At 31.5% G+C, this 24845-nt stretch carries 15 protein-coding genes and 5 pseudogenes; all 20 read right to left on the reverse strand.

Translation table 11 applies throughout. The annotated features are described in order from the left end of the window. The 20 genes and pseudogenes from C5Q98_RS03905 to C5Q98_RS03990 all read right to left on the reverse strand — a co-directional run bounded on the left by C5Q98_RS03905 (position 1) and on the right by C5Q98_RS03990 (position 24835). A complete protein-coding gene (locus tag C5Q98_RS03905; protein ID WP_242967337.1) occupies positions 1–852 on the reverse strand; it encodes an ABC transporter ATP-binding protein in 852 nt (283 codons plus the stop codon). A gap of 430 nt (positions 853–1282) precedes the next feature. Further along, entirely contained in the window at positions 1283–1678 is a 396-nt protein-coding gene (locus C5Q98_RS03910; protein WP_106012398.1) for a hypothetical protein, read from the reverse strand. A 56-nt stretch (positions 1679–1734) separates the two neighbouring features. Beyond that, positions 1735–1836, reverse strand: a pseudogene (locus tag C5Q98_RS07895) (DUF3847 domain-containing protein); the annotation flags it as partial. A 147-nt stretch (positions 1837–1983) separates the two neighbouring features. Beyond that, a pseudogene (locus C5Q98_RS07870) lies at positions 1984–2185 on the reverse strand (hypothetical protein); the annotation flags it as partial. A 121-nt stretch (positions 2186–2306) separates the two neighbouring features. After that, positions 2307–3275 carry a copper amine oxidase N-terminal domain-containing protein gene (locus C5Q98_RS03920; protein ID WP_106012399.1) on the reverse strand — a complete coding sequence of 323 codons (969 nt, stop codon included), beginning with the start codon at positions 3273–3275 and terminating at the stop codon, positions 2307–2309. Further along, complete coding sequence (locus C5Q98_RS03925; RefSeq protein WP_106012400.1) at positions 3247–5013, reverse strand: NHL repeat-containing protein; 1767 nt, start codon at positions 5011–5013, stop codon at positions 3247–3249. Before C5Q98_RS03925 ends, C5Q98_RS03920 begins: the two co-directional genes overlap by 29 nt. Positions 5014–5181: 168 nt before the next feature. Then, positions 5182–5721 (reverse strand): hypothetical protein, encoded by a 540-nt coding sequence (locus tag C5Q98_RS07795; RefSeq protein ID WP_242967339.1) that lies wholly within the window; start codon positions 5719–5721, stop codon positions 5182–5184. 45 nt (positions 5722–5766) lie between these two features. Then, positions 5767–6555, reverse strand: a pseudogene (locus C5Q98_RS07875) (M56 family metallopeptidase); the annotation flags it as partial. Next, on the reverse strand, positions 6536–6949 hold the full coding sequence (locus C5Q98_RS03935) for a BlaI/MecI/CopY family transcriptional regulator (RefSeq protein WP_106012402.1): 414 nt from the start codon (positions 6947–6949) through the stop codon (positions 6536–6538). The gene C5Q98_RS03935 and the pseudogene C5Q98_RS07875, both read right to left, overlap by 20 nt. Positions 6950–7113: 164 nt before the next feature. Then, the gene (locus C5Q98_RS07800) at positions 7114–7434 is read right to left on the reverse strand and encodes a helix-turn-helix domain-containing protein (RefSeq protein ID WP_479723664.1); all 321 of its coding nucleotides are present in this window, start codon (positions 7432–7434) and stop codon (positions 7114–7116) included. Beyond that, a pseudogene (locus tag C5Q98_RS07880) lies at positions 7408–7836 on the reverse strand (ATP-binding cassette domain-containing protein); the annotation flags it as partial. The pseudogene C5Q98_RS07880 and the gene C5Q98_RS07800, both read right to left, overlap by 27 nt. 126 nt (positions 7837–7962) lie before the next feature. Further along, entirely contained in the window at positions 7963–8619 is a 657-nt protein-coding gene (locus C5Q98_RS03950; protein WP_106012403.1) for a DNA-binding protein, read from the reverse strand. Positions 8620–9898: 1279 nt separating this feature from the next. Next, positions 9899–10030 (reverse strand): annotated as a pseudogene (locus tag C5Q98_RS07900) (helicase); the annotation flags it as partial. Positions 10031–10400: 370 nt separating this feature from the next. After that, positions 10401–11795, reverse strand: a complete 1395-nt coding sequence (gene ltrA, locus C5Q98_RS03960; protein WP_479723659.1) for a group II intron reverse transcriptase/maturase — start codon at positions 11793–11795, stop codon at positions 10401–10403. Between the two features lie 555 nt (positions 11796–12350). Further along, positions 12351–18647, reverse strand: coding sequence for a helicase-related protein (locus tag C5Q98_RS07905; protein WP_106012405.1), 6297 nt, complete (start codon positions 18645–18647; stop codon positions 12351–12353). Continuing rightward, complete coding sequence (locus tag C5Q98_RS03970) at positions 18634–19599, reverse strand: DNA cytosine methyltransferase (protein WP_106012406.1); 966 nt, start codon at positions 19597–19599, stop codon at positions 18634–18636. The genes C5Q98_RS07905 and C5Q98_RS03970 overlap by 14 nt, the downstream gene beginning before the upstream one ends. Beyond that, positions 19592–21313 carry a DNA topoisomerase 3 gene (locus C5Q98_RS03975; protein WP_106012407.1) on the reverse strand — a complete coding sequence of 574 codons (1722 nt, stop codon included), beginning with the start codon at positions 21311–21313 and terminating at the stop codon, positions 19592–19594. Before C5Q98_RS03975 ends, C5Q98_RS03970 begins: the two co-directional genes overlap by 8 nt. 63 nt (positions 21314–21376) lie before the next feature. Beyond that, the gene (locus C5Q98_RS03980) at positions 21377–22243 is read right to left on the reverse strand and encodes a CD1107 family mobile element protein (protein WP_106012408.1); all 867 of its coding nucleotides are present in this window, start codon (positions 22241–22243) and stop codon (positions 21377–21379) included. 14 nt (positions 22244–22257) lie between these two features. After that, a complete protein-coding gene (locus C5Q98_RS03985) occupies positions 22258–24609 on the reverse strand; it encodes a leucine-rich repeat protein (protein ID WP_106012409.1) in 2352 nt (783 codons plus the stop codon). Further along, entirely contained in the window at positions 24596–24835 is a 240-nt protein-coding gene (locus tag C5Q98_RS03990) for a hypothetical protein (RefSeq protein ID WP_106012410.1), read from the reverse strand. Before C5Q98_RS03990 ends, C5Q98_RS03985 begins: the two co-directional genes overlap by 14 nt. Positions 24836–24845 lie beyond the last annotated feature (10 nt).

Genomic DNA, 24845 nt, shown 5'->3' on the forward strand with positions numbered 1-24845 from the left:
TCAATCTCCTTTTACAATAAAATAATCCTCTAAATTACTATTGACTTCAGTAGCCCCTTCAACTTTTGGCCCATGATAGCGTACAATCATCCCCCCATCAATTACTTTAATACGTATAATAAAAATATCTTTTCTTAATTCTTCAAAGGTATCTGTGTTAACTGTAATCTCGTATATATTATGAATAGAATCTACCAATTCAGAAACCTTTTTAATGTCACTCACTGCACCGTTGTTTACAAGAATCACCTTCGAGGTAATAGCATCGATATCGGAGATAATATGAGTAGAAAATAAAATAATTTTTTCACTACTCATCTTACTGATAATATTAGAAAACCTATTTCTTTCTTTTGGATCTAATCCTGCTGTTGGCTCATCTAAAACTAGAATGCTCGGATCATTTAATATCGCTTGTGCAATTCCAACTCGACGCTTCATTCCCCCTGAAAAACTATACACCTTTTTATCTGCCACATCAGACAAGTTAACAAAATCCAAGACCTCTTCAATTCTCGTTTTTAATTCCTTATTTCTTAATCCTTTAAGCGCTCCTATGTAAGATAAAAAATCTTTTGCTGTATAGGCAGGATGAACTGAAAACTCTTGCGGAACGTATCCTATTTCATCTCTATACGCATCTTGAATGGACATAATATTATTGTCATTCCAAAGAATCTCACCTGTCGAAGGTTTCATTACGTTGGTTATCATACGTAATAGAGTTGTTTTACCAGCTCCATTGTTTCCCAAGATACCATAAATCCCTTCTGGTATTTGTAAGTTCACCGATTTTAAGGCAACTTTCTTCCCATAATTTTTACCAATATCTTTTAGTTCAACTATATTCAACTCTACACACCCCTTTTTATTGCACAATTTAAAAAATTGATAACACAATAAGTATTTCACTAAATCTATTTTACCACTAAATCAAATATATTGCATTTTTAATGTTTTTCTCAGGCTATACTCCATTAGTAGTATTTATTATCTTTTACTTTATGTTTTAAACCATCCTGTCCACACAACTTCAAATATCTATCCTGTCTACACACCCCTACGATTTTTACTATTAATATGTTTCCACAAGGTATTTTTCAAATAGAAAAATGACTTTTAAGATTTCTTCTAAAATACTAAAAGCCATTGATTTCAACAGTCTTATAACCTCTTATCTTATTTTCTTGACATCAATACTACACTCTCAACTTATGTCGTCATTATACAATCTGTTTAAATATAGCAAAAAAAATAAAGGCAGTCCGAAGACTGCCGATATTTACCTCTCTACGCCTTTGCTATGGTCTTTCTTATTAGATTTAGTTTTATCGTCTGTCTTAAAGCTTTTTATTTGCCCTAATATGGACTTTTTATTCTTATCTTGACTCTTTACTTGTTCTTTTGCCTTTAAGAGCTTAGAAGACAAAATACGAACATTTTTATCTTCCTTGCTGTTATTATCAATGCTTGTTTTTACTTGACCAAATATTTTAACAAAATCTCCTTGTTTTAGGTTCTCTATATCTTTTGTCTTATCTCCATATACTGAACAATTGGTATAAATTTTATTACCATCATCATCTTTAGAAACAAGAGAAAAGTTACTTACCTTGAACTTTTCTCCATTAGCATTTTCTCTTTCAAGATTTTCTAATTTTCCAGTTATATTTCCCAATTTCCTCCTTGTACTAAATAAGGAGAGCCTTTCGCCCTCCTTTACCTCTCTTGTCGTTTTTTTTCTTGGTTTTTTAGTTGCCTTAATCTTTCTTCTGTATCGTCAATTTTATCTTTTATGTCTTTTGTCTCTTGTCTTATTTGTTCTAATTTTTTCATACTTATTTCCTTTATTGTAATAAAAAAAGAGATAACATTTTTGCTATCCCTTTCAAAGTTTCATTATTAAAATTTTATGTCTTTTGAAATATCATTTATGTTTCTATGATGATTTTATATTTCTTTTTGCTTCTTTCTTTTTAATTGTTCTTCTATGGTCTGTACTAATAGCTTATGCTTTTGTGAGATAAGTTCAGTATTGCCAGGATCAAGTTTAAGAAGTTTGTTAACATCACGCAGTTCTGATTGAGTATGTTTTATCTCCGTATTAACATGTTTTAGAGCCGTTTGTAATTTGCTAGTGTCCCCACCAATCTCAACAGTTATCCCCTTTTATTCTATTTGCCAATATCTCACCTCCTTAATTTTAGGCATCAAAAAAGCACCCAGAATTTTCTAGATGCTTTTCCTCTCAATATCTTTTGAACGTATTTAGATTTCGCTCACAAAAATCTCTTGCCATAAATAAATTAATTATTAAGATTTCCTGTGAAGTACTCTAAACCAAAATCAACATCGTTCTTTGAAACCCATGCGCTATTTGCACCACCAGGCATTTCTATTAATAGTTGGTTCTTTTCTTTTCTCTTAATGTTTGCAAATCTATTTCCGTCTACCTCGTAGGTTTCTCCGTTTATAGAATCTTGGACTTTAATTTGTCCATTTTTTAATCTACATACATTAGAAATCAAATCAAGCTCATTAGGTCTTGGATTTAAAATACAATCTTTCTTCAAAACATATCCTTTGGCAAAAGACCAATCTTCAGTTGCTTCTCCTTGGGGTTTTATTAGATCAATGTATAAATAATCCCCTTCACTTTTAAGAATTAAACCAACATCACCTATTCTTAAACTCTCTGGAGATTTTTTATCACCTTTTGAGCTAGATACATCTATACTATTAATTAATACAAACCGTCCAATATAATCGTTTTTGTTACTAGGTATATCCTTTTCCCTAGTAATATGAACATTTCTTGCCTTTTGATCCCAGATTACAACTTGATTAAAAGCTTCTGCAATACATCGTAATGGTACGAAAGTTCTGTCGTTTTTAATTAGGGGAGCAACATCGAGGACTTCTTTATGATTATTGTTAATTATTTCTTTCTTCCCAATATATAGCTTTACTTCTAAATTTCTGTCTGATACTTTTACTTCTTGTTTTTTCTGATTCCATTGAACATTGTACCCGAGATTTTCTGAAATTATCCTCAAAGGAACCATAGTTCTTTCATTTTTAATAAATGGAACTACATCCGTTTTTACAATTTGATTATGAATATAAATATTTGGATCTTTAGAAATTGCAAAAACATCATTTATAGGTACTAAAGCTTGAAAGATGAGTAAAGCAACTAATATCCATAAATATTTTGTAACTTTTCTTTCAATTCCTGTACTTAAATTATAATTCTTGATATCTAATAGCCGCATAATTCCCCTCCACTGACGCTCTTGATCTTATTGTATGGGATACTCGATCATATCCATTTAGTAGGGTTGCCTCATATAATACATAATCTCCATTACTATCAAATCTATCAAAAAGCATAACATGGTGCCCTGGATTATTCAAAGCGTCACCTTGTCGTAAGCTAGAATAAGGAATTTGCCTTGATACATTAACAATACTTCTTGTACTTAACTTTTGACCATATCCCCAGCAACGAGACACGTATCCAGAACAATCCAAGCCATAGGTGTTATAAACTTTTCCGGAAGTAGAAGTGTTTATATTACCAGCCCTTCCACCACGTGCAAGGCCATTATTAAACTGTGATCTTGAGTCAAATCCACCCCAGCAATATGGCATGGTATTATAACTTCCTGCCCCTTGATTTATAAATCTTGGTTTTGTATAATTTCTCATTGGCGAAATATTTGTATTGTTACAGTTCCACCAAAAAGATGTATGATATGATTTTGCATTATTCATAATCTGAGAACGAGTAATTCCTGCATATCTAAGTTCGCCAGAAATTTCTTCCACATCCTTTGAGCCAATATTAAACTCTCTAATTTGATTAGATAAAGGCTGGGAAACTATTTCTTTAGATGCAATTGTTAAATAACTTCCGTCATTATCTATTGAATAAACTTTTCCATCTTTAAATATCGTATTTCTAAGAATTTCTAATTTATTTGCTTCTATTTCTTCACTGAGAATATTACCAAGTTTGTCAATTTTTTTTACGAATTGAACTGGCTCCTGATTTATATCAGGATTGTATTCTTTTGTTTTTATTACTAGATTATTGTTTTCATCCACCCCTAAAAAACTAGCTCCTAAAAGCAAATTTCCAGAATATAGTTCTAATTTTACTTGCGATAAACTATCTTCATTTGAGATTATCATCGTTCCAGAATGATTTTCATAGGGCTGACTATCGCGGACAAAACTATAAGTGTAACCATTTAAATATCGTCCCAATAATTTTTTGGTGCTTTTATATATTGAATCATTTATATCTAAGGCATAAACATTCGTATATTCTTCTTCACCAACATAAGTGATATAAATGTTTCCATCCGAAACGCCAAAGGAAGGAACGGCTAAGTTATTCTCTAATTGAATATCATAAATGTTTTCTGAACCATTTTCTTTGATAACCAGTACTTTACTATTAGTTATATCCAGTACATATATCATGCCATTTTCTACTTCAAGCATATAAGGCTGAATGTTGAATTTTGATAAATCGTATATCCTTTCCACTTCTGAATTTTTAGTAACTATCACAGAATTCTTGGCTGTATCTAAAATATAAATTTTATCATTCACTATGCACATATCGTTGGGTCCATATTTATTACCTTCAATGTCAGTATATTGGCCAAATAGATTGTTTGAAGCACTGTCATTAAAGTTATATAATTCAACACTTTTTTCCCTTGAAGTAAAATGTTCTAAATTTTCAATTTTTGATTTGAAAATTATATTCGAATTATTTGCTGATTCTGAATCATAGTTTGTCTTAGTGTTTTTATCAACTGATGATGCAGGCTCATAGTTTACACTTAATTGTTCCTCTTTACTTAGACCATTAAACCATTCTTGCCATTCTTTAGGGCTGACTTTTGAGTTATTATTTGCTGATGAAGCAAATACATTTGTTGCCATTGCTGTTAACAGCATCACCATGGCTATTAATAGAGTAAATCTTCTCTTCATTTCTAACCTCCTCATATAATTTTGTCTGACCTCAATATATTTGACATTAAGATCAAATATTATCTATTTTTCCAACTGTTGTTTCTAGCTATATTATAGAATATAGCATCTAAACTAATCGCCATTACTATATCTCATAGGATTTAAATCCATTATTTCACCTCCTATCTATCTTACATATGAGTTTATCTTTACCTTTCCTGATAATGTTTTATTTGATTCATTATCAATCGTAACAACATATCTACTTCCTCTATTAGCCTTAACCTTTAATATTGAGTCTGAAGAAAAAAATTTGTTATATATAATTTTTCCATCTTCTTCAATAATTACCTGATATTTAATTCCACCTGAGCAAGACATATCTTTTAATCTAACTGTAAAACCATCATGAACTGGACCTGTCCAGGTATCCATGTTAAATTCATAGTCTATCTTATCAAATCTACTTAATCTTATATTCTCATCAACATTTGCTGCTCTAAGACCTGTCCTCGATACTTCTCCTAATTCTAACTTTTGATACTCTTTGTCACTTATTATTTGAACCCTATCTCCAAATTCCGAGTTAATATTAGTGACTATTTCACCTTTTGTATCAATCCTATCTTGATTTAGGTCGGTCACATTGGCAAATACCGGTAAACAAAATGTAAACGCAAACATAAAAACCATCAAACCTGCAAGTGTCTTTTTCCATTTTTTCATAATAAGCATCCTTTCTTTATTTGGGTTTAAATTTAAAACAAAATTATTTGTATTGCTTTTTATTTCTAATAATTTTAGCATTGATATGCAATATTCTTTTCTATTTTTTATTGTGTCGCCTAATTGTTGAACCACTAGCTTATCGCAATTTATTTCTATATCTTGGTCTATATATTTTAAGCTTAGCCATAAGAGTGGATTGTACCAATATAGGCAGGCTACAATATTTACCAGGTGGTTAAGTAGGATATGAAATTTCTTTATATGCATTAGTTCATGGATCAAAACATGGTCTAGTAATTTCTCATCAGCTAAGATATGATCTTGTAGGATTATCCTAGGTCTTAAAATTCCAAAGGTAAGGGGTGTTTTAAAACTGTTATTTATATAAATCCTCACTTTTCTTTTTAATCCAAATTCACTTATTTTTTCTTTGCATGAAGTATTATGGGTAAGGGTAGAGCCTTTCATAACTTTATGAAATTTATAAATTTTTATTCCTAGGTAAGTAAAAATCAAAATAAATCCTATTAGTCGATTTAACTTAAAAAATATATAGCCTAGTTTATTTATTAACCAGCATAAGCAAGAATTAAAAAGATTTATTAAACCTAGCAAATATGTTAAGATACCATTTTCCTTGACACAATCTATTCCTATCATAAGTTCATAGGGACTTGTTAAATAGATTAATAATACTATCCACAAAATAGTACTTGCTGACCTGAATGTTTTTTTATTTAAGATTGGTCTAACTAATAGAATAACTACTAGTAAAAAAAGACTTTTTATAAACTTTTCTAGTGTAATTACCCTAACTAGACTTATTGCCATCCTTGTCTTCCTCTTGGTCCTCTACGTCAAAGCTATCTATTAATTGTTTCATTTCTTCTATTTCTTCTTTTGTAACTTTTTCATTTTGCAAAAACGTTTTACACATATTTAAAAGCGATCCTTTAAAAAGTTTATGAAAGGCTTCTTTTTGCTTATTCAAAAGAGCATCTTCCCTTGATACAAGAACCCTAATTGTATATTTAGGATACCTCCTAGCTATCGCCCCTTTTTCTACTAATCTTCCAAAAAATGTGTAGCAAGATGTTTTGCTTATATTGTGCCTTTCCATTAATATTTTTGATAAGGCTAAGGCTTGAATTTCTCCATTTTCATCTAATATATCACCTTTCCACAACTCTTCCATTACTAGTAGTTCACCATCTGAAAATTCCAACTATCTTACCTCCTATGTAAATTGCAGTTTCATTTATTTTTTTATTTTTGTAACTTTGATTATCTTCACTTTGAGTATATCACAAATTTAAAAAATGGTCAAGTGTTTTAACCATTTTAAATGATAATTTTTATATTTTAATACATATCTGTTCCGTTTTAAATCTATCTCTCAAATTCATCTTCAAAACTAATAATATCATTAGGAGTGCAAGATAGAGCTCTACATATCTTTTCTATGTTTTTCATTGTTATTGGTTTATCCTTGCCCATTTGTGCCATAACATTTGTTGTTAGTCCTGCCATAGCTATTACATCTGTTTTCTTTAATCCTTTTTTTGCTAACTGTATCCATAATGGTTTATAGTTAAGTGCCATAAGAGACATAAGTGGGGCATTTTTATCTAAAAGCTTTCTTATCTCGACTCTTGAGATTGAGTCTACCCCACTAGTTACCTCATCTAAAAATATTATCTCTCTATTCATCATTACAATAATTAACAAAGATAATTTTCTCTTCATACCCTTAGAATATGTCGAAACATTTCTACCCAGATCATTTGTAATTTCTAACAAGTCAGAATATTTTTGATAAGAATCTAAACCATAATCGAAATACACACCGTATAATTTAATATTTTCTAGCCCAGTTTTATCTTCATACAGATAGTCATTTTCAAGTAACATTGCATGATTTCCCTTAATCTTAATTTCGCCACCATCTTATTCATAAAGACCAGTGAGTATCCTAAGCAGAGAAGTCTTACCAGCGCCATTAGGACCAACAAGGGCATGGACTGTATTAGCTTCAATTTCTAGAGAAAAATTATTAAAAAGCTTCTTGTTTTTAAAATTTTTACTCATGTTTTTCACTTCAATTACATTCATTTATAAACCTCCTATCAATAAGACTTATTTTCTTATGTATTTATCTTAGAGCATTTAGAACTTATTTATATGAGTAAATACTGCAAATTTACAAAAAAATAAAGGCAGTCCGAAGACTGCCGACATTTATCTTTCTGCACCTTTGCTATGGTCTTTCTTGTTTGACTTAGCTTTGTCATCTGTCTTAAAGCTTTTTATTTGCCCTAATATGGACTTTTTATCTTTATCTTGACTCTTTACTTGTTCTTTTGCCTTTAAGAGCTTAGAAGACAAAATACGGACATTTTTATGTTCCTTTCCGTTGTTATCAATGCTTGTTTTTACTTGTCCGAAGATTTTAACAAAATCTCCTTGTTTTAGGTTCTCTATATCTTTTGTCTTATCTCCATAGGCTGAACAATTGGTATAAACTTTATTCCCATCATCATCTTTTGAAACAATTGAAAAGTTGCTTACCTTGAACTTTTCTCCATTAGCATTTTCTCTTTCAAGATTTTCTAATTTTCCAGCTATATTTCCCACGAGATTTATGAGGTCGTCTTTTTCTTCAAGTTCATTGGTATTTTCAACAATCTTACCTTGTTCTTTCATATCATCAATCATATAGTCAAAGTCATCATTTAATAGACCTGTTGTGTCTTTGATCATAAATAAAACATAGACTTCTTCAAGTGCCTTTTCATCATTAACACCTTTTTCTATACTCACAAGTGCTTTTATAAAATCCTTGTAATTATCATTCATCATTTCTTCTAAGTTTTCTCTAATATCTTTGTATTCCATAATTTCCTCCTTGTATTAAATAAGGAGAGCTATTCGCCCTCCTCTATCTTTCTTGTCCTTTTTCGTTTTTTTCTTGATTTTTATCTTTTTCTTCTTCTGATTTGAATTTTGATATTTGTCCCAATATTGATGGTTTCTCTTCCCTTGCGTGAAGATTATCCTCTACATCATAAGTTGATTCAAAGTAATCACTATCTTTAAAATCATTGTCATACCTATCTGGTATTCCGTCATTATCAAGATCTTTTGCTAGTGGATCATAGAAGTTTCCGTCATCATCTATTTCTAGTCCTAGAGCTTGTTTTAAATCTTCTTCATCTACTGATACCAGATCATCAAAACTTGACATCTTTATGGCTTCGGTCATATCTTTAAGAGCTTGTGAATTAGATATATCTTCTTCTACAAAAGATTCTGTTCTAATAGCTACATTATCTACATACTGAGTCCATGTTTTTTCTTCCAAATTTACCTCATATTGAATCGAGTGCTTACCATCAGGTGTTTCTGTATAGGCAAGTCCTATATGGCTTAAATCTGGGTATAGTTTGTCAAAATCGTCATAGCTATTAGATTCTGAAAACTCGTAGTTAGAATAATCGACTATCGCCCTCTTTAAATCTTCTAATAGTGGTGATTGGTTTTCTAATTCTTCTACTTCTCCCATATCTAAAAGTTTATTAATCTCAGCTAGTCTTAGTGTCTTATCCCTTAACTCATCTGCTTTTTCAAATGGTTTTGTCAATTCTACTTTAGCATTTTCTAAAGATTCTTTATAGTTTTCAAGGTTTTGATTCAACCTTTCAAGTCTTGCAGGCATTTTTTCAATTGCATTATCAAGCCTTGTTATATTACCATCAGTAGAGTTTGAAAACTCTCCGAAATATTCTGCACTTCCTAGGAGTTTAAAGGTGTGAGTATTAGTCATAAAGTTATATGAAACTTGTAAGTCTAAATTTCTATATTTACCAATGACCTTGCTATCATTTATCTTTACCTTTTTTATTTCTTCTAATAGTTTCTCTCCAGCCTCTTTCTTATCTAAAATCTTATTTGCACCAAGACTTATTGAGGTAAATTTGCTATCTCCTTCTCCTAATTTCTCAACACTTGCAATATCTTCTTTAACTGCTTGTATTTCCATTTCAGTTTTTAAAATACTTTGAGGATAAATTTTATTTACCTTATCTTCAAGCTTGTATTTATTAGACTTGTAGTTTGCTTCCAGCATTTTTAGCTTTGTAACTTCGTTATCTAAATCCATTTTTTCTTTAATTAGAGGATTGCCTGTAGCCAAAGCCTTAATTTCTGAATAAGATAGACTTGCTTCATCAACATCTTCAGCAACTCTTACTGGAGTTTTTGATGTCATAATTTGGGATATGAATTTCTGCTTATTCTCTATTGTCTGGTCGAGTAGGTCGGGGATATTACTATCCCTTTCCCCTCTAAGAACCGTGCATGAGAGTTTCCCCTCACACGGCTCAAGTTTTTATAAGCCCTAATTAAAGAGCCAGCGTGTTTTCTTCATCATTTATATGCAATTTTCTATGACACAAAGGGTGTACTATAGTTTTAAGGGTAATGTTATTTTGAATTGTTTGATGTACTCTAAAGTCTGTATCAATAGTTATTTTCTCTCCACAAACAGGGCATATTCCATTTTGCGTTTTATACAGTCTATTTATAACTGTACGTCCTTTAAGTTCGTTTCGTATTTTTAACTCTTCCCTTTCTTCAAAGTATATTTGCCAATTTTCATCAAATGGATTTGCTTCAGCTTATATCTTGGTAAATCTTTTAATATCAGTGTCTGTAGCATATTTAAGACGAAGATAGTATTTCTCGCCATTTTCCATTTTGTCGCCAGTTGCTACACTGAAAGTCCAGGTTCTATTTCCAATGGTATGGAAGTATTTCTTAGCTATCCATTTTCTACCTTTCTTTGGGTGTCTACGAACGCACCAGGGCCACAAGCTTTTATATATTTCATAATCAAGTTTTTCAAAGGCTTTAGATGAAACATTATATTTATGATAGTTTACCCAACCTATAATGATTGGATTTAATTTTCTAATCAAAATTTCTTGTTTCATTGACGGATTATCTTTTATGATTCGTCTGATTTTATCGACAATAGCCTTGAAGTTCTTATCAGATGGTTTTGTAAGCAACTTATCTTTATACATCCTAATATTAACTCCAAGAAAATCAAAACCGTCATTTATGTGTGTTATGAGTGTCTTTTCCTCTGATAATTCTAAACCTCTTTCAGCCAAGAATTTTACAATGATTGGTTTTACACCATTTTCAAGCAATTCTGCACTTTCCCCTGTAACGATGAAATCATCTGCATATCTAACAAAGTTAACCTTTGGGAAATATGTTTTCTTATTTACTGTTCTTCTATGGTATTTCTCTTTGATTGCTTTTTCTAAACCATCTAATACCATATTGGAAATAATAGGTGATATTGGCGAGCCTTGGGGGCTTCCTATTTCTGTTGGAAATAGTTTTTGTTTTTCTATATATCCACACTCAAGCCAGAGTTTTAATAATTTCTTGTTCATTGGGATATTATTTAATATCCATTCATGACTTATATTATCAAAACAACCTTTTATATCTCCCTCAAGTACCCATTTTGCAGATTTCTTTTTATTGAGTGATGTAAAACACTGCTCGATAGCATCTTGTGTACATCTTTTTGCCCTAAATCCATAAGAATTAGGGTCAGCAGTAGTTTCTGCTATGGGTTCAAGTGCAAATTTATATAGGGTTTGCATTGCTCTATCTGTCATTGTAGGAATGCTGAGAGGTCTTTTCTTGCCATTTTTCTTTGGTATATACACTCTTTTAAGAGGCTTAGGTTTATATCCTCTTAAATTTAACTTTTCTATCGCCTTATACTTTGCCTGTGGTGTTAGCCATAATTCGCCATCTACACCACTTGTTTTCTTGCCTTGATTTTCAGTTACCCTCTTAATAGCCAAGGCTTTTGCATAAAATGAAGTTGTGAGTAAATGTTGTAAAGATTTTACCTTTCCATATTTACTCATTTTCCACGCTTTCACAATACGCATTTGTAGTTTTTTAACATAGCTTTCTGCTAGAGAAAAATCTATACTTTCCCAGTCTTTAGCTCTGTTAGTAGTAGCACACATTTTACTGTTCATTTGCTTTCTCCTTTCAAAAATTCTACAAGTTCTCTTGTGATTAAAAACCAAATGAAAGTCTGCACTCTTTCAAGTTAGGGCAAATTTTGAACCCCTATCCATCTCATTACAAGATGGCATTCGCTTTTTCCATTCTCCTTTACCTGCACCATTATCAGCATTTCTTACGATTTGCCTTGCCTTATGGCAATAGTACAGGCTTACCATGTTTCACTTAATTAACATTGATAACTTAGGCTCTACCTCTCTGCCGGTAGTCTTTTTGTCCGTGTAATCCCACTGTGGAAAGGATTATCCGACTACACACCATTTTGGTTCAGGCTTATCAGCAACTTTAGCCTGTTCGCCTTAACGACATTTATCAGTAGTTCACATATGTTAGCCATATTATCAAGCCTCGCTCCCTAACCACCTTGTTGCTGGCAGTTTCGGTATCCCCTCACGGTTTTACCTCAAGTAGGGCTACTTTAATATCGGCTTACCACACCTAAGTGCAGTCGATACTCGGCTCAACTAACGGAATAGTTGGTTTGGTCATCATGCCAAACAGTTAAATTAAGCGACTTCATGTCGCACCCACAAATAAGAATCAAAGGTATTTTCTGTGACATATCTAAAGATATTTACCTTATCATTTTCATTACCTTGACGAACAATTCTACCACTTCTTTGCTCTAGGTCAGACGGTCTCCATGGGACGTCTAAATCGTGTAAGGCTATTAATTTATTCTGTACATTTGTACCTGCTCCCATTTTTTGAGTAGAGCCTAATAATACTCTTACTTCTCCTCTTCTTACCTTAGAGAATAGTTCATCTTTTTGTTTGTCTGTATCTGCTTCGTGGATAAAGGCTATTTCTTCTTTTGGTATTCCCATATTCACTAGCTTGTTTCTAATATCATCATAGATATTAAATTCTCCATCTCCTTTTGGTGTAGACATATCTGAAAATACTAATTGTGTCGATGAATTTTCTTTTGTCTTATCCCAGATCGAAAAGATATTTTTTACACATACATTTACCTTTGAATTAGGATCATCGGGTAGTAGTGGATTTATTAATCTTTGGTCAAGGGCAAGTTTTTTACCATCATTTGTAATCTTTAACATATTATCTTCTGTTGGTTCTACTTGGTTATTTCTAACTGCGTCAGCTCTTTCTGAAATAGCTTCTAATATTTCTTTTTGTTCTTCAGTAGGTTTTGTTTTAATAACTTCAAAATTTGCTTCAGGAACTGGCAAATTTAACATATCTGAAGTCTTTATATCTGCTACTTCTTTAAACATAGACATCAACTCTGGCAAGTTATAAAACTTCGAAAATCTTGTCTTTTGCCTATATCCAGTGCCTTCTGGAGATAATTCAAAGGTGTTTTCTGTTTCTCCAAAAGTAGAAGCCCAAGCGTCAAAATGTTCTAATCCTCTTGCCTTTAAATCGTCATATTGAAGATATCTTTGCATGGTATAAAGCTCTGTCATTGAATTTGATATCGGTGTACCAGTAGCAAATACAACTCCCTTTCCATCTGTCATTTCATCCATATACCTACATTTCATATACATATCTGAAGACTTAAAGGCTTCACTCTGACTTATACCCGCAACATTTCTCATTTTAGTATGCAAGAATAAGTTTTTGTAATTATGAGCTTCGTCTATAAATAACTTATCTACTCCTAATTCTTCAAAGGTTATTACATCATCTTTTTTAAAGTCATCGTTTAGCTTTTCAAGTCTTACCAAGAGTTTCTTCTTTGTCTTTTCCAGTTGTTTTACAGTGAAATTTTCCCCTCTATTTCTTTTGTTCTCATCAATAAAGGAAACTATGTCATCTATTTGATCTTGTATATGCCTTACCTGATACTCCTTAGACATTGATATTTTTTCAAATTGAGAGTGTCCTATGATAACTGCATCATATTCTCCCGTTGCAATCCTACCAATAAATCTTTTCCTATTTTTTGGTTGAAAGTCTTTTTTATCGGCCACCATAATATTTGCTGACGGATATAACTGCATAAACTCTCTACCAATTTGAGTGGTTAGATGGTTAGGAACTACAAATAATGACTTACTTGCAAGTCCTAACTTTTTAGATTCCATAGCAGAAGCTACCATTTCAAAAGTTTTTCCTGCTCCTACTACATGGGCAAGTAGTGTATTTCCACCATAAAGAGTCCTTGCTATGGCGTTTTTCTGATGTTCTCTAAGTCTGATTTCAGTATTCATTCCATCAAAAGTTAAGTTAGAGCCATCAAACTCTCTATTTCTAATTGAATTGAATTTTTCATTATAAATCTTCTCTAGCCTATATCTTCTATCAGGATCTTCAAATATCCAATTCTTAAATTCTTCTTTAATCAGTTCTTGCTTTTGACTTGCAAGCATGGTTTCTTTTTTATTTAATACAGAGGTCTTAGAACCATCATCATTTATTACTTGGTCAAATACCTTCGTATCTTTTAGATTAAGAGCATTTTCAATTAGCTTATAGGCATTCACTCTATTTGTACCATAAGTCATGTTAGCAAGGTCATTAGTTGAATCAACACTTTTACCTTCAATGTTCCATTCACTTGTATGTGGTGAGAACCTAACATTTATATTCCACCTATCATAACCAGGTGTTTTTAAAAGATTAAAAGTAAAGTCTTCTATATCTTTTTGAGGTATCCAAGTTGCTCCTAACCTTACATTTATATCAGAAGCAGTTAGTTCTTCAGGCATAACTTCTTGTAATTTTTCTCTTTGATATTTGAGTTTGCCTAACTCGTTTAATAATGTGTCTTTCTTTTCAGAAGGTGCTAAATCTATTACATTTTCAATTTCTCCGATATATGAATTGAGGTAGCCAATTTTTTCTCTGATATTACCACTTAAATATTCATCAGCCGATACATATGAAAAATGAAATGGATCGTCATTGTCAAAGTTCTCAAAGGGCATTCTGTTATTTATTAGGTCTATGTCCTTAATGTCTAAAAATATCTCGCCCTCAAGCTCACCAATTAAGGTGTCCCTATCTTTACTTGTGATAGATTCCATATATTCAAAGTCTACATATCCTTTTTGTGAAACTGATAAGACTAAGGCTTCAAGGGAAGTATCTACATGGTCTACTACCCTTGCCTTTGTGATCGTTCTTTTTGAGAATATATCGCTCTTAGCTTTGAAATTATCCTCATCATCAAGTATTTCTATTGATGAAACTAAAGGAAAGTTTGAGTCTTCCTTTAAGGCTCTAGTGTTTGATAAGGAGTTAATAAATCCATGTTTCTTTGAAAAGTTATCATAGACTTCATTTAACTTTGCTTGTGATTCTTTTATTTCTTCGTCTGAAAAATCTTCCTTTTGCTTTTCTATTACATCTTTTAAAGCATTCATTACATCAAGATAATCTTTTATCTTTTCTTTATTTTTATCTGATATATTCTGCTTAATTAAGACTGAATTTTCTCTTAGGTAGACCTCTTCATCAATAATGGTATAGGAAAAATTCTTAACATCATCTGTCGCTGGTAAACTTAATTCTTCATCTTCCAATAGTTCAACCTCTTCATATTTTGAATTTGAAGATATTTCCTTACTTGCAAGATCCATTAAATCTTTTAAATTTTCGTCTTCTTTTTCATCACAAGTGATAGTATTCCCAAATCTGCCAGATACTTCTTTCATATCCCCTAATACCATTTGAGGATTATCTATAAAGTATTTATTATAGGTCAAACCCTTTTTATCAGTCGCTAGGTGTATCCAATCGTCATCTCTTTCTATAACTGAATCTCTCTTCTTTAGAAAAATAATATCTGAAGTAACTTCTGTACCAGCAAGTCCTTTAAATGTTGTATTAGGAAGTCTCATAGCTCCTAAAAACTCACATCTTGCATTAATATATTTTCTAACAGATTCATCTTTTTTATCCATAGTTCCAGATGATGTTATAAAGGCAATAATTCCTCCATTCCTAACCTTATCTATTGACTTTGCAAAAAAATAATCGTGAATCAGAAAGTTATTTCTGTTATATTCACGATCGTTAACTTTAAAATCACCAAAGGGAACATTTCCTATAACTAAATCGAAAAAGTTATTTGAGAAGTTTGTTTCTTCAAAGCCTTTAATCTGAATATTAGCTTCAGGATAAAGTTCTCTTGCTATTCTTCCGCTTAGACTATCTTTTTCTACTCCATAAACTTTAGAGCTTCGTATTTCACTTGGCATATTACCAATGAAATTACCAACTCCCGCAGACGGTTCAAGGATATTCCCAGTCTTAAATCCCATATCCGTTAGAGTCTTATATATTCCATCCATTACCTCTCTAGGTGTATAAAAGGATGTTAAAGTAGACTCTTTAGCATTCAAATACTCATCATTTGTTAGATTTTCTTTTAAAATATTTCTTGCTTCAAGCCATTGACCTCCCTTTTCTTCATCAAAGACATCGGCAAGACCACCCCAACCTAGATAGTCAGCAAGATAGGCTTGTTCATACTCTCTTGGACTCCTATTTTCATTTTCAAGTCTTTTTAGCATTTTAATAGCTTTGATATTTTTATCTAGTCTTTCTGATGGTGTAAGGTATTCCGAGTAGATATGATTTTTCAAGTCATAATTTCTAGCAAAACTTAGTCTTTCCTTGTTAGGTTCATAGCCTAGATTTTTTAAATCTTCTTTTCCCCTCAATAAGTTTTCAGCTGAATCTCTTGGGACATTGTACCTATCCATCATTTGGTCAATTTCTGGATTGTGGTTATCAATAAAGCTTTCTTGCTCTACTTGTCTTTCAATTTGTTTTTCATGCTCAAATAATTTGTATATCTCGTAATTTCCACTATCTAAAAGGTCATCAATCTTTCTACTTTCTTCAAATGTTTCACCCTTATATAAAGGATATTCTTCCCCATTAATTTCTACTTTAGTTCCAGTTTCAATCAAGTTAATTCCATCAAAGATCTTCTCATCTTCTAAAATAAATTCCTTACCAACCTTTACTGCTAGTTTTTCTGATGTTTGACTTAGATTTTCAAAGATTTCTTCAAGGTATGAATCGTTTCTATATGGAATTACCTCCGAACCCCTAATCATACCTCCCATATATTCCATATTATCTCTGATAGTGATAGTTTTAAGTCCTCCACTTAATTCATCAAAATCTGTAATAGTAAAGTCCTTATCTTTATATCTAACCTGATCCCCTATCTTAAATTTAGGCTCTATCTTTTCTTTAACTTCTTCTTGTAAAGATTTTTCCTCACTTAGTGCAACTTGTTCTTCTAAATATGAAAATTCACGCTCATTTACTTCTTCACCATCACCAAGGTCAATCCTATAATGTTCGACAACTTCTCCGTCTACATAGTGGTCAAAATAGAATTTGAAATATCCGATATAATCATCTGTCATTTCTCCAAATTCATTTTCTCCATGAGTTAGATTATGGTCTTTAACATCTATATCTTTTTGTCTTAGGACATTAATTAAATCTTTAGTTACTATCTGTCCACTATAATCGGGAACTAATTCGTGGTTTTCATTAAATTCTACAATCCAGTAATCTTTCCTGTTTTCAGTGTTTTTGTCATCAAAAAAAGAAGCTTCATCAGCTTCCTTTTCTTGTCTTATTTCATTTTCTAAGCTTCCACGTATTCCTTCATTGCCATTCTCTTCACTGTTGCCATTAAGTTGTTCATCTGTCCTTGGTATTCCTCTGGATTCTCTCTCATCATCTTCTCTGTCAATCCTTGTGCTTTCATCATCTTGACTTTCTCTCTCTTGATAAAGTCCACTGCCTGATTCTGAATTTTTTTCAGATGGTTCAAAAGTGTTTTCTCCTCGTACATTTCCTGAAGCTTCTTCCAGTTCTCCATGTCCTCGCTCCCTACCAGGTAAGACAGTCTTAGAACTGCGTATGTCGGATTCGGAAATCTCTCCATAAATTCCAGATCCTTCTCCATCATGTCCAAGGTTTTCTCTTCGATCTTCATTGCTATTTCCTCTGTCGCTTCCATCTGTGAAAACTCGTCCATCTCTACTTCTTGACCTATCATCTCGTCTATATAAATCATTTTGACCTCCTCTATCTTCATTTATATTTTCTATATCTCTATTATAGTCGGCATCGGCCCTTTCTGTCAGCAGCCTAGCACGATCTATTTCCTTAGATTTTTCTATTGTTCTATCTATAATAGATTCGCTAACCCTTGATATTACAAGACCTATCTGTTCTAAAGAAATAGTATTAATCCTAGAAAAATTATTTTTTAAATTTTCCATATCCATAGGATAGACTGTATTAAACCTATTAGCTACCGCATAGGATATTGAGTCCCTCATAAACTTTTCAAAACTTAGTCTATCCTCTATATCTATTCTCAAATCAGCAAGAGCCAAGTTAATATATTCATCTCCATAAATTCGACTTAAAGAAAATATATTTTCATTGAGTGAATCACTAGCTTCAAATGAAGAATCTCTTATTATTTCTTTTAAAGCCTCGTTATGATTTTCGTGGTCAAACTGCCATAAGCTAACCTCATTAATATTCCTATCCATTGATGTGGTCTGACTAACATCAAAAATATATGAAACTTTTTTGTTTACATCACTTCCAACTAAAATTGGAATACCCTTTTGACCCCTCATAACAACTCTGCCAAAATATTTCTTCCACATATCAAAAGTCGCACAAGCTCTAGCTTCAGGTTCTTTGTTGTATATACTTAGTTGGCTAGAAAAATCATACTTCTGATTATTGCCTATAACCTTTAAGAGTTTTAAATATTCTTTTTCATCTTGCAAAACTTCATACTTTATAGCTTCTTGTATATTCTTAAAATCATTTACTTGCATTTCCTACCTCCATTCTACGAATTTCTTTTATAATAGCCATTAAAACATCAACCACAATTGAATTGCCGGCCTGCTTATATAGCTTGCTTGAAGTACAATTTTTTCTTCTTGGATGTGCTTCTTCTAGTTTGTTAATATCACTGTCATCAAAACCCATGAGTCTTAGGCATTCTCTTTCTGTTAAATACCTGTACTGACCTTTTCCAATATCTATTATTCCAGAATTGGGTACTCTCATCTGTTTTGTAGAAATAGTATAAGAAAAATCTTTAATCACTTTCAGTCGCCCTCTAAAACTATTATCTATGCTTTTATTTAAAAATTTCAGCATATAAGGTTGAGTCATTGTGTAAAGTTCACTTACATCCTTTTCTAAAAATTCACTTAGTGGTCTTGTTTCTTTCCTCTCCAATTTATTAAAAGAAAAGTTATTTTCTCCAAATTGTGAAACAACAAATATCCTCTCCCTTTTTTGAGGTATCCCAAAGTCCATTGCATTTAAGATTTCATATTTGCTTTTATATCCAAGGTTTTCTAGCTCTTTTAGATAAATAAAAAAGGAGTCCCTCATATTTCTATCAAGGACTCCCTTTACATTTTCCCAAATTATCCATTTAGGTTTATCTTTCATTTCTTTTATTATTCTAATTGTTTCAAATAGTAGGCTTGATCTAGTTCCTGAATTTTTAACTCCTCCCTGCTTTTTTCCAATTCTTGAAAAGTCTTGGCAAGGACTTCCATGCATAACTAAGTCTATCCTCTCATTAGGAGCTTTATATCCTACTACTGATTTTGGCTTATAATCTTCTCCATAAAGTGCGTTGTATGATTTAACACAAGCCTTATCTATTTCTACATAATCAACTACTTCATAAGGTATCTTTAAATTAATAAGAGCCTTTCTAATAGCACCTATGCCACCGAAAAGCTCTAATATTTTTACCTTATTCATTTAGATTATTCTTGTACCTATCTACAAGCTCCCTTATACTATCTTCTATTTCTCTTAAAAAGTCTTCTTTATCTACTTCGCCAGAGCTAATCTTTGCAAGTTTCATTTCCCATTCAGATGTTGTTTCTGCCGACTTAAACTTATCCTCTACAATTGATACAAGTCTATTGCCTTTTTCTGTTACAAGTAGATTTTTCTTATCTCTTCTTATAAGGTCCTTATGGATAAGATTTTCAATAATTCCTGCTCTTGTAGCTGGTGTTCCTAAGCCTTTTCTTTCTACTTCTATGTCTTTATCCAAGGATTCCACTCCTGCACTCTCCATAGCCTTTAAAAGTGTATCTTCATTATAATGACTTGGAGCTTTGGTAAATTTCTCCAATATGTTTTTAGAAGTGAGCTTAATTTTATCTCCAGTCTTTACATCTGGTAATTCATTTTCTTGTCTTTCCTTTCCATAAGGCTTTAGATACTTGGTATAACCCTCATCGATTACAGTCTTGCCACTTGCATTGAAGTTAAATTTATCATATTCATATCTGATTTTTCTGCTAGATTCCTTTAAATTATCCGAACATGAAGCAAGTAATTTATTCTTAATTAGATTATAGATTTTGCTTTCTTTATCAGATAAATCTTTGGCTTTTCCAATGCCTGATATAGTAGGAATAATTGCATAGTGGTCTGTAACCTTAGATGAATTAAAAATAGACTTAAAGTTTGATTCGTTGATTTTAAAATCTTCTTCAAATCCTTCTAATAATTCTTTCATAGTATTAACCATATCATCGGTTAAATGCCTACTATCTGTTCTTGGATATGTGATTAGCTTTTTTTCATACAAGCCTTGTGCCAGGTTTAAAGTGTCATTTGCTGAATATCCAAAATATTTGTTTGCTTCTCTTTGTAAGGTAGTGAGATCATAAGGTTTATCTGGTCTTGTGCTTATTTCTTTATCTTCTACCTCTGTAATAACTATTTCATCTTCTAGCAAGTTTAAAAGTTGCTCTGCAACTTCAATTTTATCAATCCTATCTGATACAAGTTTTAATCCTCCATAAGATAGGTCAACTGTATAATATTTTTGCTTCTTAAACAGGTTTATTTCACTATCCCTTTTAGCTATTAAATATAGAGTTGGAGTTTGTACTCTACCGACTGAATATGTTTCCTTGTAAATGCAAGAATAAAGCCTACTTAAATTCATTCCTACCAACCAATCGGCAATGGCTCTTGCACTTGCTGATCTACATAAGTCTTCAAAATTTTCTCCACTTTTAAGATTTCTAAAGCCATCTTCAATAGCTTTATTTTCCATTGAAGATATCCAAAGTCTTTGAATCTTCTTCTTACATTTAGCTTGATTATATACAAGCCTAAAAATAAGCTCTCCTTCTCTTCCAGCATCACAAGCATTTATAACTGTGTCAATATTCTTATCGTTTAAAAGTTTCTTTAAAACTCCATATTGTTTCTTAGTGCTTTTAGATACTTCATAAATATATTCTTCTGGAATTATAGGAAGAGTGTCTATTGTCCATTTCTTCCATTTTTCATCGTGTCTTTCTGGACTTGCCATTTGAATTAAATGACCTACACACCAAGAAACAATGTATCCACCTCCCTCATAATATCCGTTTTTTCTTGTCCTTGATCCAATTACTTTTGCAATTGTAACTGCTACACTTGGCTTTTCTGCTATTACTAATTTCATTCATACCTCCATAAATAAAAAAAGAGCGAAAGATTTCTCTCTCTCTCAAGCTTTTAAAAATTATTATAATAGTTCATCATCTTCATCATCTTCTGATGATTCTTCATGACTTTCATCATTGTCAGATCTATCTTCTGACTCACTAATATAATCCTCATCATCTTCTTCAAAGTCTTCCAACATTTTGTCTTCTTTAGCTTTGACTACCTTAAAATAATATCCTGCTCCTACAACTCCTCCAATTACAAGTGCAACAATTAGAAATGAACCTATCCCGCTTTTCTTTTCTTCTTTTACTGGAACAGTCTTAGGTTCTTCTTTTTTTACTTCTTCTTTCTTAGGCTCTTCAACCTTTATAGTGTTTTTATCTTCTGATTCAATCATATTAAGTAGGTCTTGCTCTCCTACTTCTGTCAATAATCTTACATTATCTTGATTTGATGAGTGATCTACTATTAGGTGCATAGTTTTTCCACTTTTGGTTTGAAATGTTAAGAATTGTCTTATATCTACTGGATTTTCTTTATCTTTTTCTGTATCTCCACTTGGTGTAATATCTTTTCCATTCCTATCTACATTTTCAATTACTGAACCTCTTGCCTTATTTTCTTGTGTCGCAAGATTATTTACTGCCTTTGTATTACCACCTTTTACAAGTGGGGTTTTCTTTGGAGGATTATTTGAAGGCTTATTTGCTTCACTTGTATTACCTGGTATTCTTGGAACATCTTGATAAGGAATCTCTTCTTTTGATGGTGTAAAAACATCATCTTTCAACATTTTTTCAAATTCTTCTTTTTGCGGTTCATATATTGACTCACTTTGATTCTCTATTTGTCCTTCATTTGTCATCGCAAATGTAGTTGCTGGTACTGTAAATGTAAAAAGGAGTAACGCTATGGCTACTCCTCGTTTAATACTCTTATTCATTTTTCTATCCTTTCTTATTTTACATTTTTAAATACATAGACTGCTTTTCTAGCATTGTCCCATTCTATTGTTTGGTTTTTACCATCTTTAATATCTCCATGACTTGCTCCAAAAGCTTTGGCAATGTTTGAAATTGAAGCATGAATTCTTCCATTTATAATCACTGGCTTAACATCTGAATTGTAGACCTTTCCATCTGAATCTTTCATAACACCAGTATCAATATTTAGTCTTAATGTCTTTTTAGCTAGGATATTATTCTCTTTATTTGAGAAAATAGCTTCACGAGTAGAGTTGTCATACTCAACATTAAAACCGAGAGTATAAGCAATATATCTTACTGGAATCATAGTTCTTCCTTGGTCTACATAAGTTTTTACATCCATATATACTGTTGTCTTACCATCTTTATTGATAATGTTATAAAAGTTTTTGTCTACTTGGAAAACTGCAAATTCTTTTTCATCTTTAACTTGTTTTTTGCCTTGTTGTTCCTCCTGTTTTTTCATCTTGTTAAGATCAAATTGATTTAGGATATTCTTGTCATCAGCTTTCAAAATTTCGTCCCACTTCTTATCTTGAGATTTCTTATCTTCTTTCTTCTCTTTGTTTTCTCTTTGGAGTTTTAAAAGTTCATCTAATTTCTTAGATAAGTCTTGATTTAGATTTTTATCTTTTTCATCTTTAGCTTGTTTTTCAAGTTCTTCTTTAGCTTTTTTATTTGCTTCCTCGATTAACTTCTTTGCTTCTTCGATTTTCTTATCTAAATCTTTTTTTAGCTTTTTAATTTCTTCTTCAGAAGTTTTTTGTTTTTCTTCTAGCTCTTTAATTTTCTCTTCTAATTCTTTTTTTGTATTTTCAGAAGATTCTTTTAAACTATCAATAGCCTTTTGAAGCTCTTCAATTTTCTTACAACATTCTGACTTAGAATTTTCTGTCTCTTTCTTTTTAGACTCAAGGTCTTTTATCTTAGTATCTTTTTCATCAAGAGCTTTTTCTAAGTCCTTAATTTTATTATCTTTATCCTCGATTTCTTTAGTCTTCTTTGCAAGTTCTCCTTCTAAAGACTCAAGCTTTTCTTGCATTTCTTTGATTTTATTTTCGTTTTTGTCGGTCTTCTCTTTCTCAGCTTCTAACTCCCATTTTGTAGATGAATAATCTTCTTTTAGTTTTGCATTTTCATCTTGTAATCTTTTTAATTCATCTTTAAGCTGAGTAATTTCTGCTATTAGTCCATCATTATTGGAGTTTTTAAGATTCTCAATTTCTTTATTCAATTGAGCAATCTTATTATCTTTATCTCTAATCTCTTCTTCTAGCTTAGTCTTTTCTTGTTTTAGTTTTTCTCCATTATCTTTGCAAGATTCTAACTTTTCCTTTAATTCATCTATCTTTGATTGGTATTCTTTTTTCTTATCATTTAAGTCTTTAATCTGATTTTCTAAGTCCTTAATGTTTTTAGTTAAATCATCAATCTTATTGTCCTTTTCATCAATATCTTGTCCTGTTAAATCTGTTTGAGTATCAATGGAATATTTATTTGGATTGTATATAGTCATCTTTCCTTGATACATATCATTGTTATAATCAAATTCAAGTTCTACACTATCTACATTCTTATCAAAGACAAACTCTCCATTTTCATACCTCAATCCATTAGGAATAGATTTGAATCCTTGATTTCCCTTGAAACCAAAATGATTTTCGTAAAATGGATTTTGTTTTGGTCTATATTCAACTTCTTGATTATGGAATACTCCCTTACTGTTAATATTTGGATTGCCTAAAACTTTTATAGTGTGCAATTTATTTCTTGAAAAAGCATATTGTTCAATTGTCTTCACAGACTTCGGTATAGTTATTTCTTGGAGGTTATTTCTTTCAAAAGCATTATGTTCAATATTTTCCAAAGTATCAGGTAAAGTCACTTCTCTAAGTCCACAATTGAAAAATGCTAAACCACCAAGATAAGTTAGACTACTTGATAGTTTTACCTCGTCTATACTTGCTTCGTAAAAGGCAGCATAGCCTAAATGATTAACAGAATCAGGAATAATTACTTTATCCCAATGTTTGCCACGTCCAAATTCTCTTTTATATCTAAGTTCATCATTTGAATGACTTAAAGAATAATTTCCATTTATAGACTTCGTTCCTTCAGGAAATACTAGAATATTTGTCTTCTCTTTCTTTTCTAAGCCTTTATCACTAAAGGCAATTATATTTCCCTCAGAGGAATACATAAAATCATCTTCCGTCCAAGTAACATCAGACTTTGCAAATGCACTTGTATGCACAGTTGATGTTAAAACTAATAAAAGAGCCATAAAAAAGGCTCTTAGTCTGTTCGTATTAAATTTCTTCATTATGAATGTTCTCCTTTTCTTTTAATTTTTCTTCTCTTTTTCTATCATTAATTTTCTCCATTAATTCTTCCAAGCTAATATTGTTCCTCCTAAGAGTAACAATTATTTCTTCATTTTCAACTTGTATTTCTTCGTCGCAAATTTCCTTGTATTTTGCATTTAAATCTTTTAACTTCTCTTCTATTTTTTTCTTTTTGTTCCTAATACTTACAAGCTTTTTGTTCACATAATATCTC

The organism is Fastidiosipila sanguinis (genome assembly GCF_002998295.1).
GTDB lineage: Bacteria > Bacillota > Clostridia > Saccharofermentanales > Fastidiosipilaceae > Fastidiosipila > Fastidiosipila sanguinis.

Bases quoted from the DNA above. Each gene is read 5' to 3' on its own strand.
- C5Q98_RS03920 (WP_106012399.1), bottom strand. From the start codon at position 3,275: ATGCGGCTATTAGATATCAAGAATTATAATTTAAGTACAGGAATTGAA.
- C5Q98_RS03925 (WP_106012400.1), bottom strand. From the start codon at position 5,013: ATGAAGAGAAGATTTACTCTATTAATAGCCATGGTGATGCTGTTAACA.
- C5Q98_RS07795 (WP_242967339.1), bottom strand. From the start codon at position 5,721: ATGAAAAAATGGAAAAAGACACTTGCAGGTTTGATGGTTTTTATGTTT.
- C5Q98_RS07800 (WP_479723664.1), bottom strand. From the start codon at position 7,434: ATGAATAGAGAGATAATATTTTTAGATGAGGTAACTAGTGGGGTAGAC.
- C5Q98_RS03950 (WP_106012403.1), bottom strand. From the start codon at position 8,619: ATGGAATACAAAGATATTAGAGAAAACTTAGAAGAAATGATGAATGAT.
- ltrA (WP_479723659.1), bottom strand. From the start codon at position 11,795: ATGAACAGTAAAATGTGTGCTACTACTAACAGAGCTAAAGACTGGGAA.
- C5Q98_RS07905 (WP_106012405.1), bottom strand. From the start codon at position 18,647: ATGCAAGTAAATGATTTTAAGAATATACAAGAAGCTATAAAGTATGAA.
- C5Q98_RS03970 (WP_106012406.1), bottom strand. From the start codon at position 19,599: ATGAATAAGGTAAAAATATTAGAGCTTTTCGGTGGCATAGGTGCTATT.
- C5Q98_RS03975 (WP_106012407.1), bottom strand. From the start codon at position 21,313: ATGAAATTAGTAATAGCAGAAAAGCCAAGTGTAGCAGTTACAATTGCA.
- C5Q98_RS03980 (WP_106012408.1), bottom strand. From the start codon at position 22,243: ATGAATAAGAGTATTAAACGAGGAGTAGCCATAGCGTTACTCCTTTTT.
- C5Q98_RS03985 (WP_106012409.1), bottom strand. From the start codon at position 24,609: ATGAAGAAATTTAATACGAACAGACTAAGAGCCTTTTTTATGGCTCTT.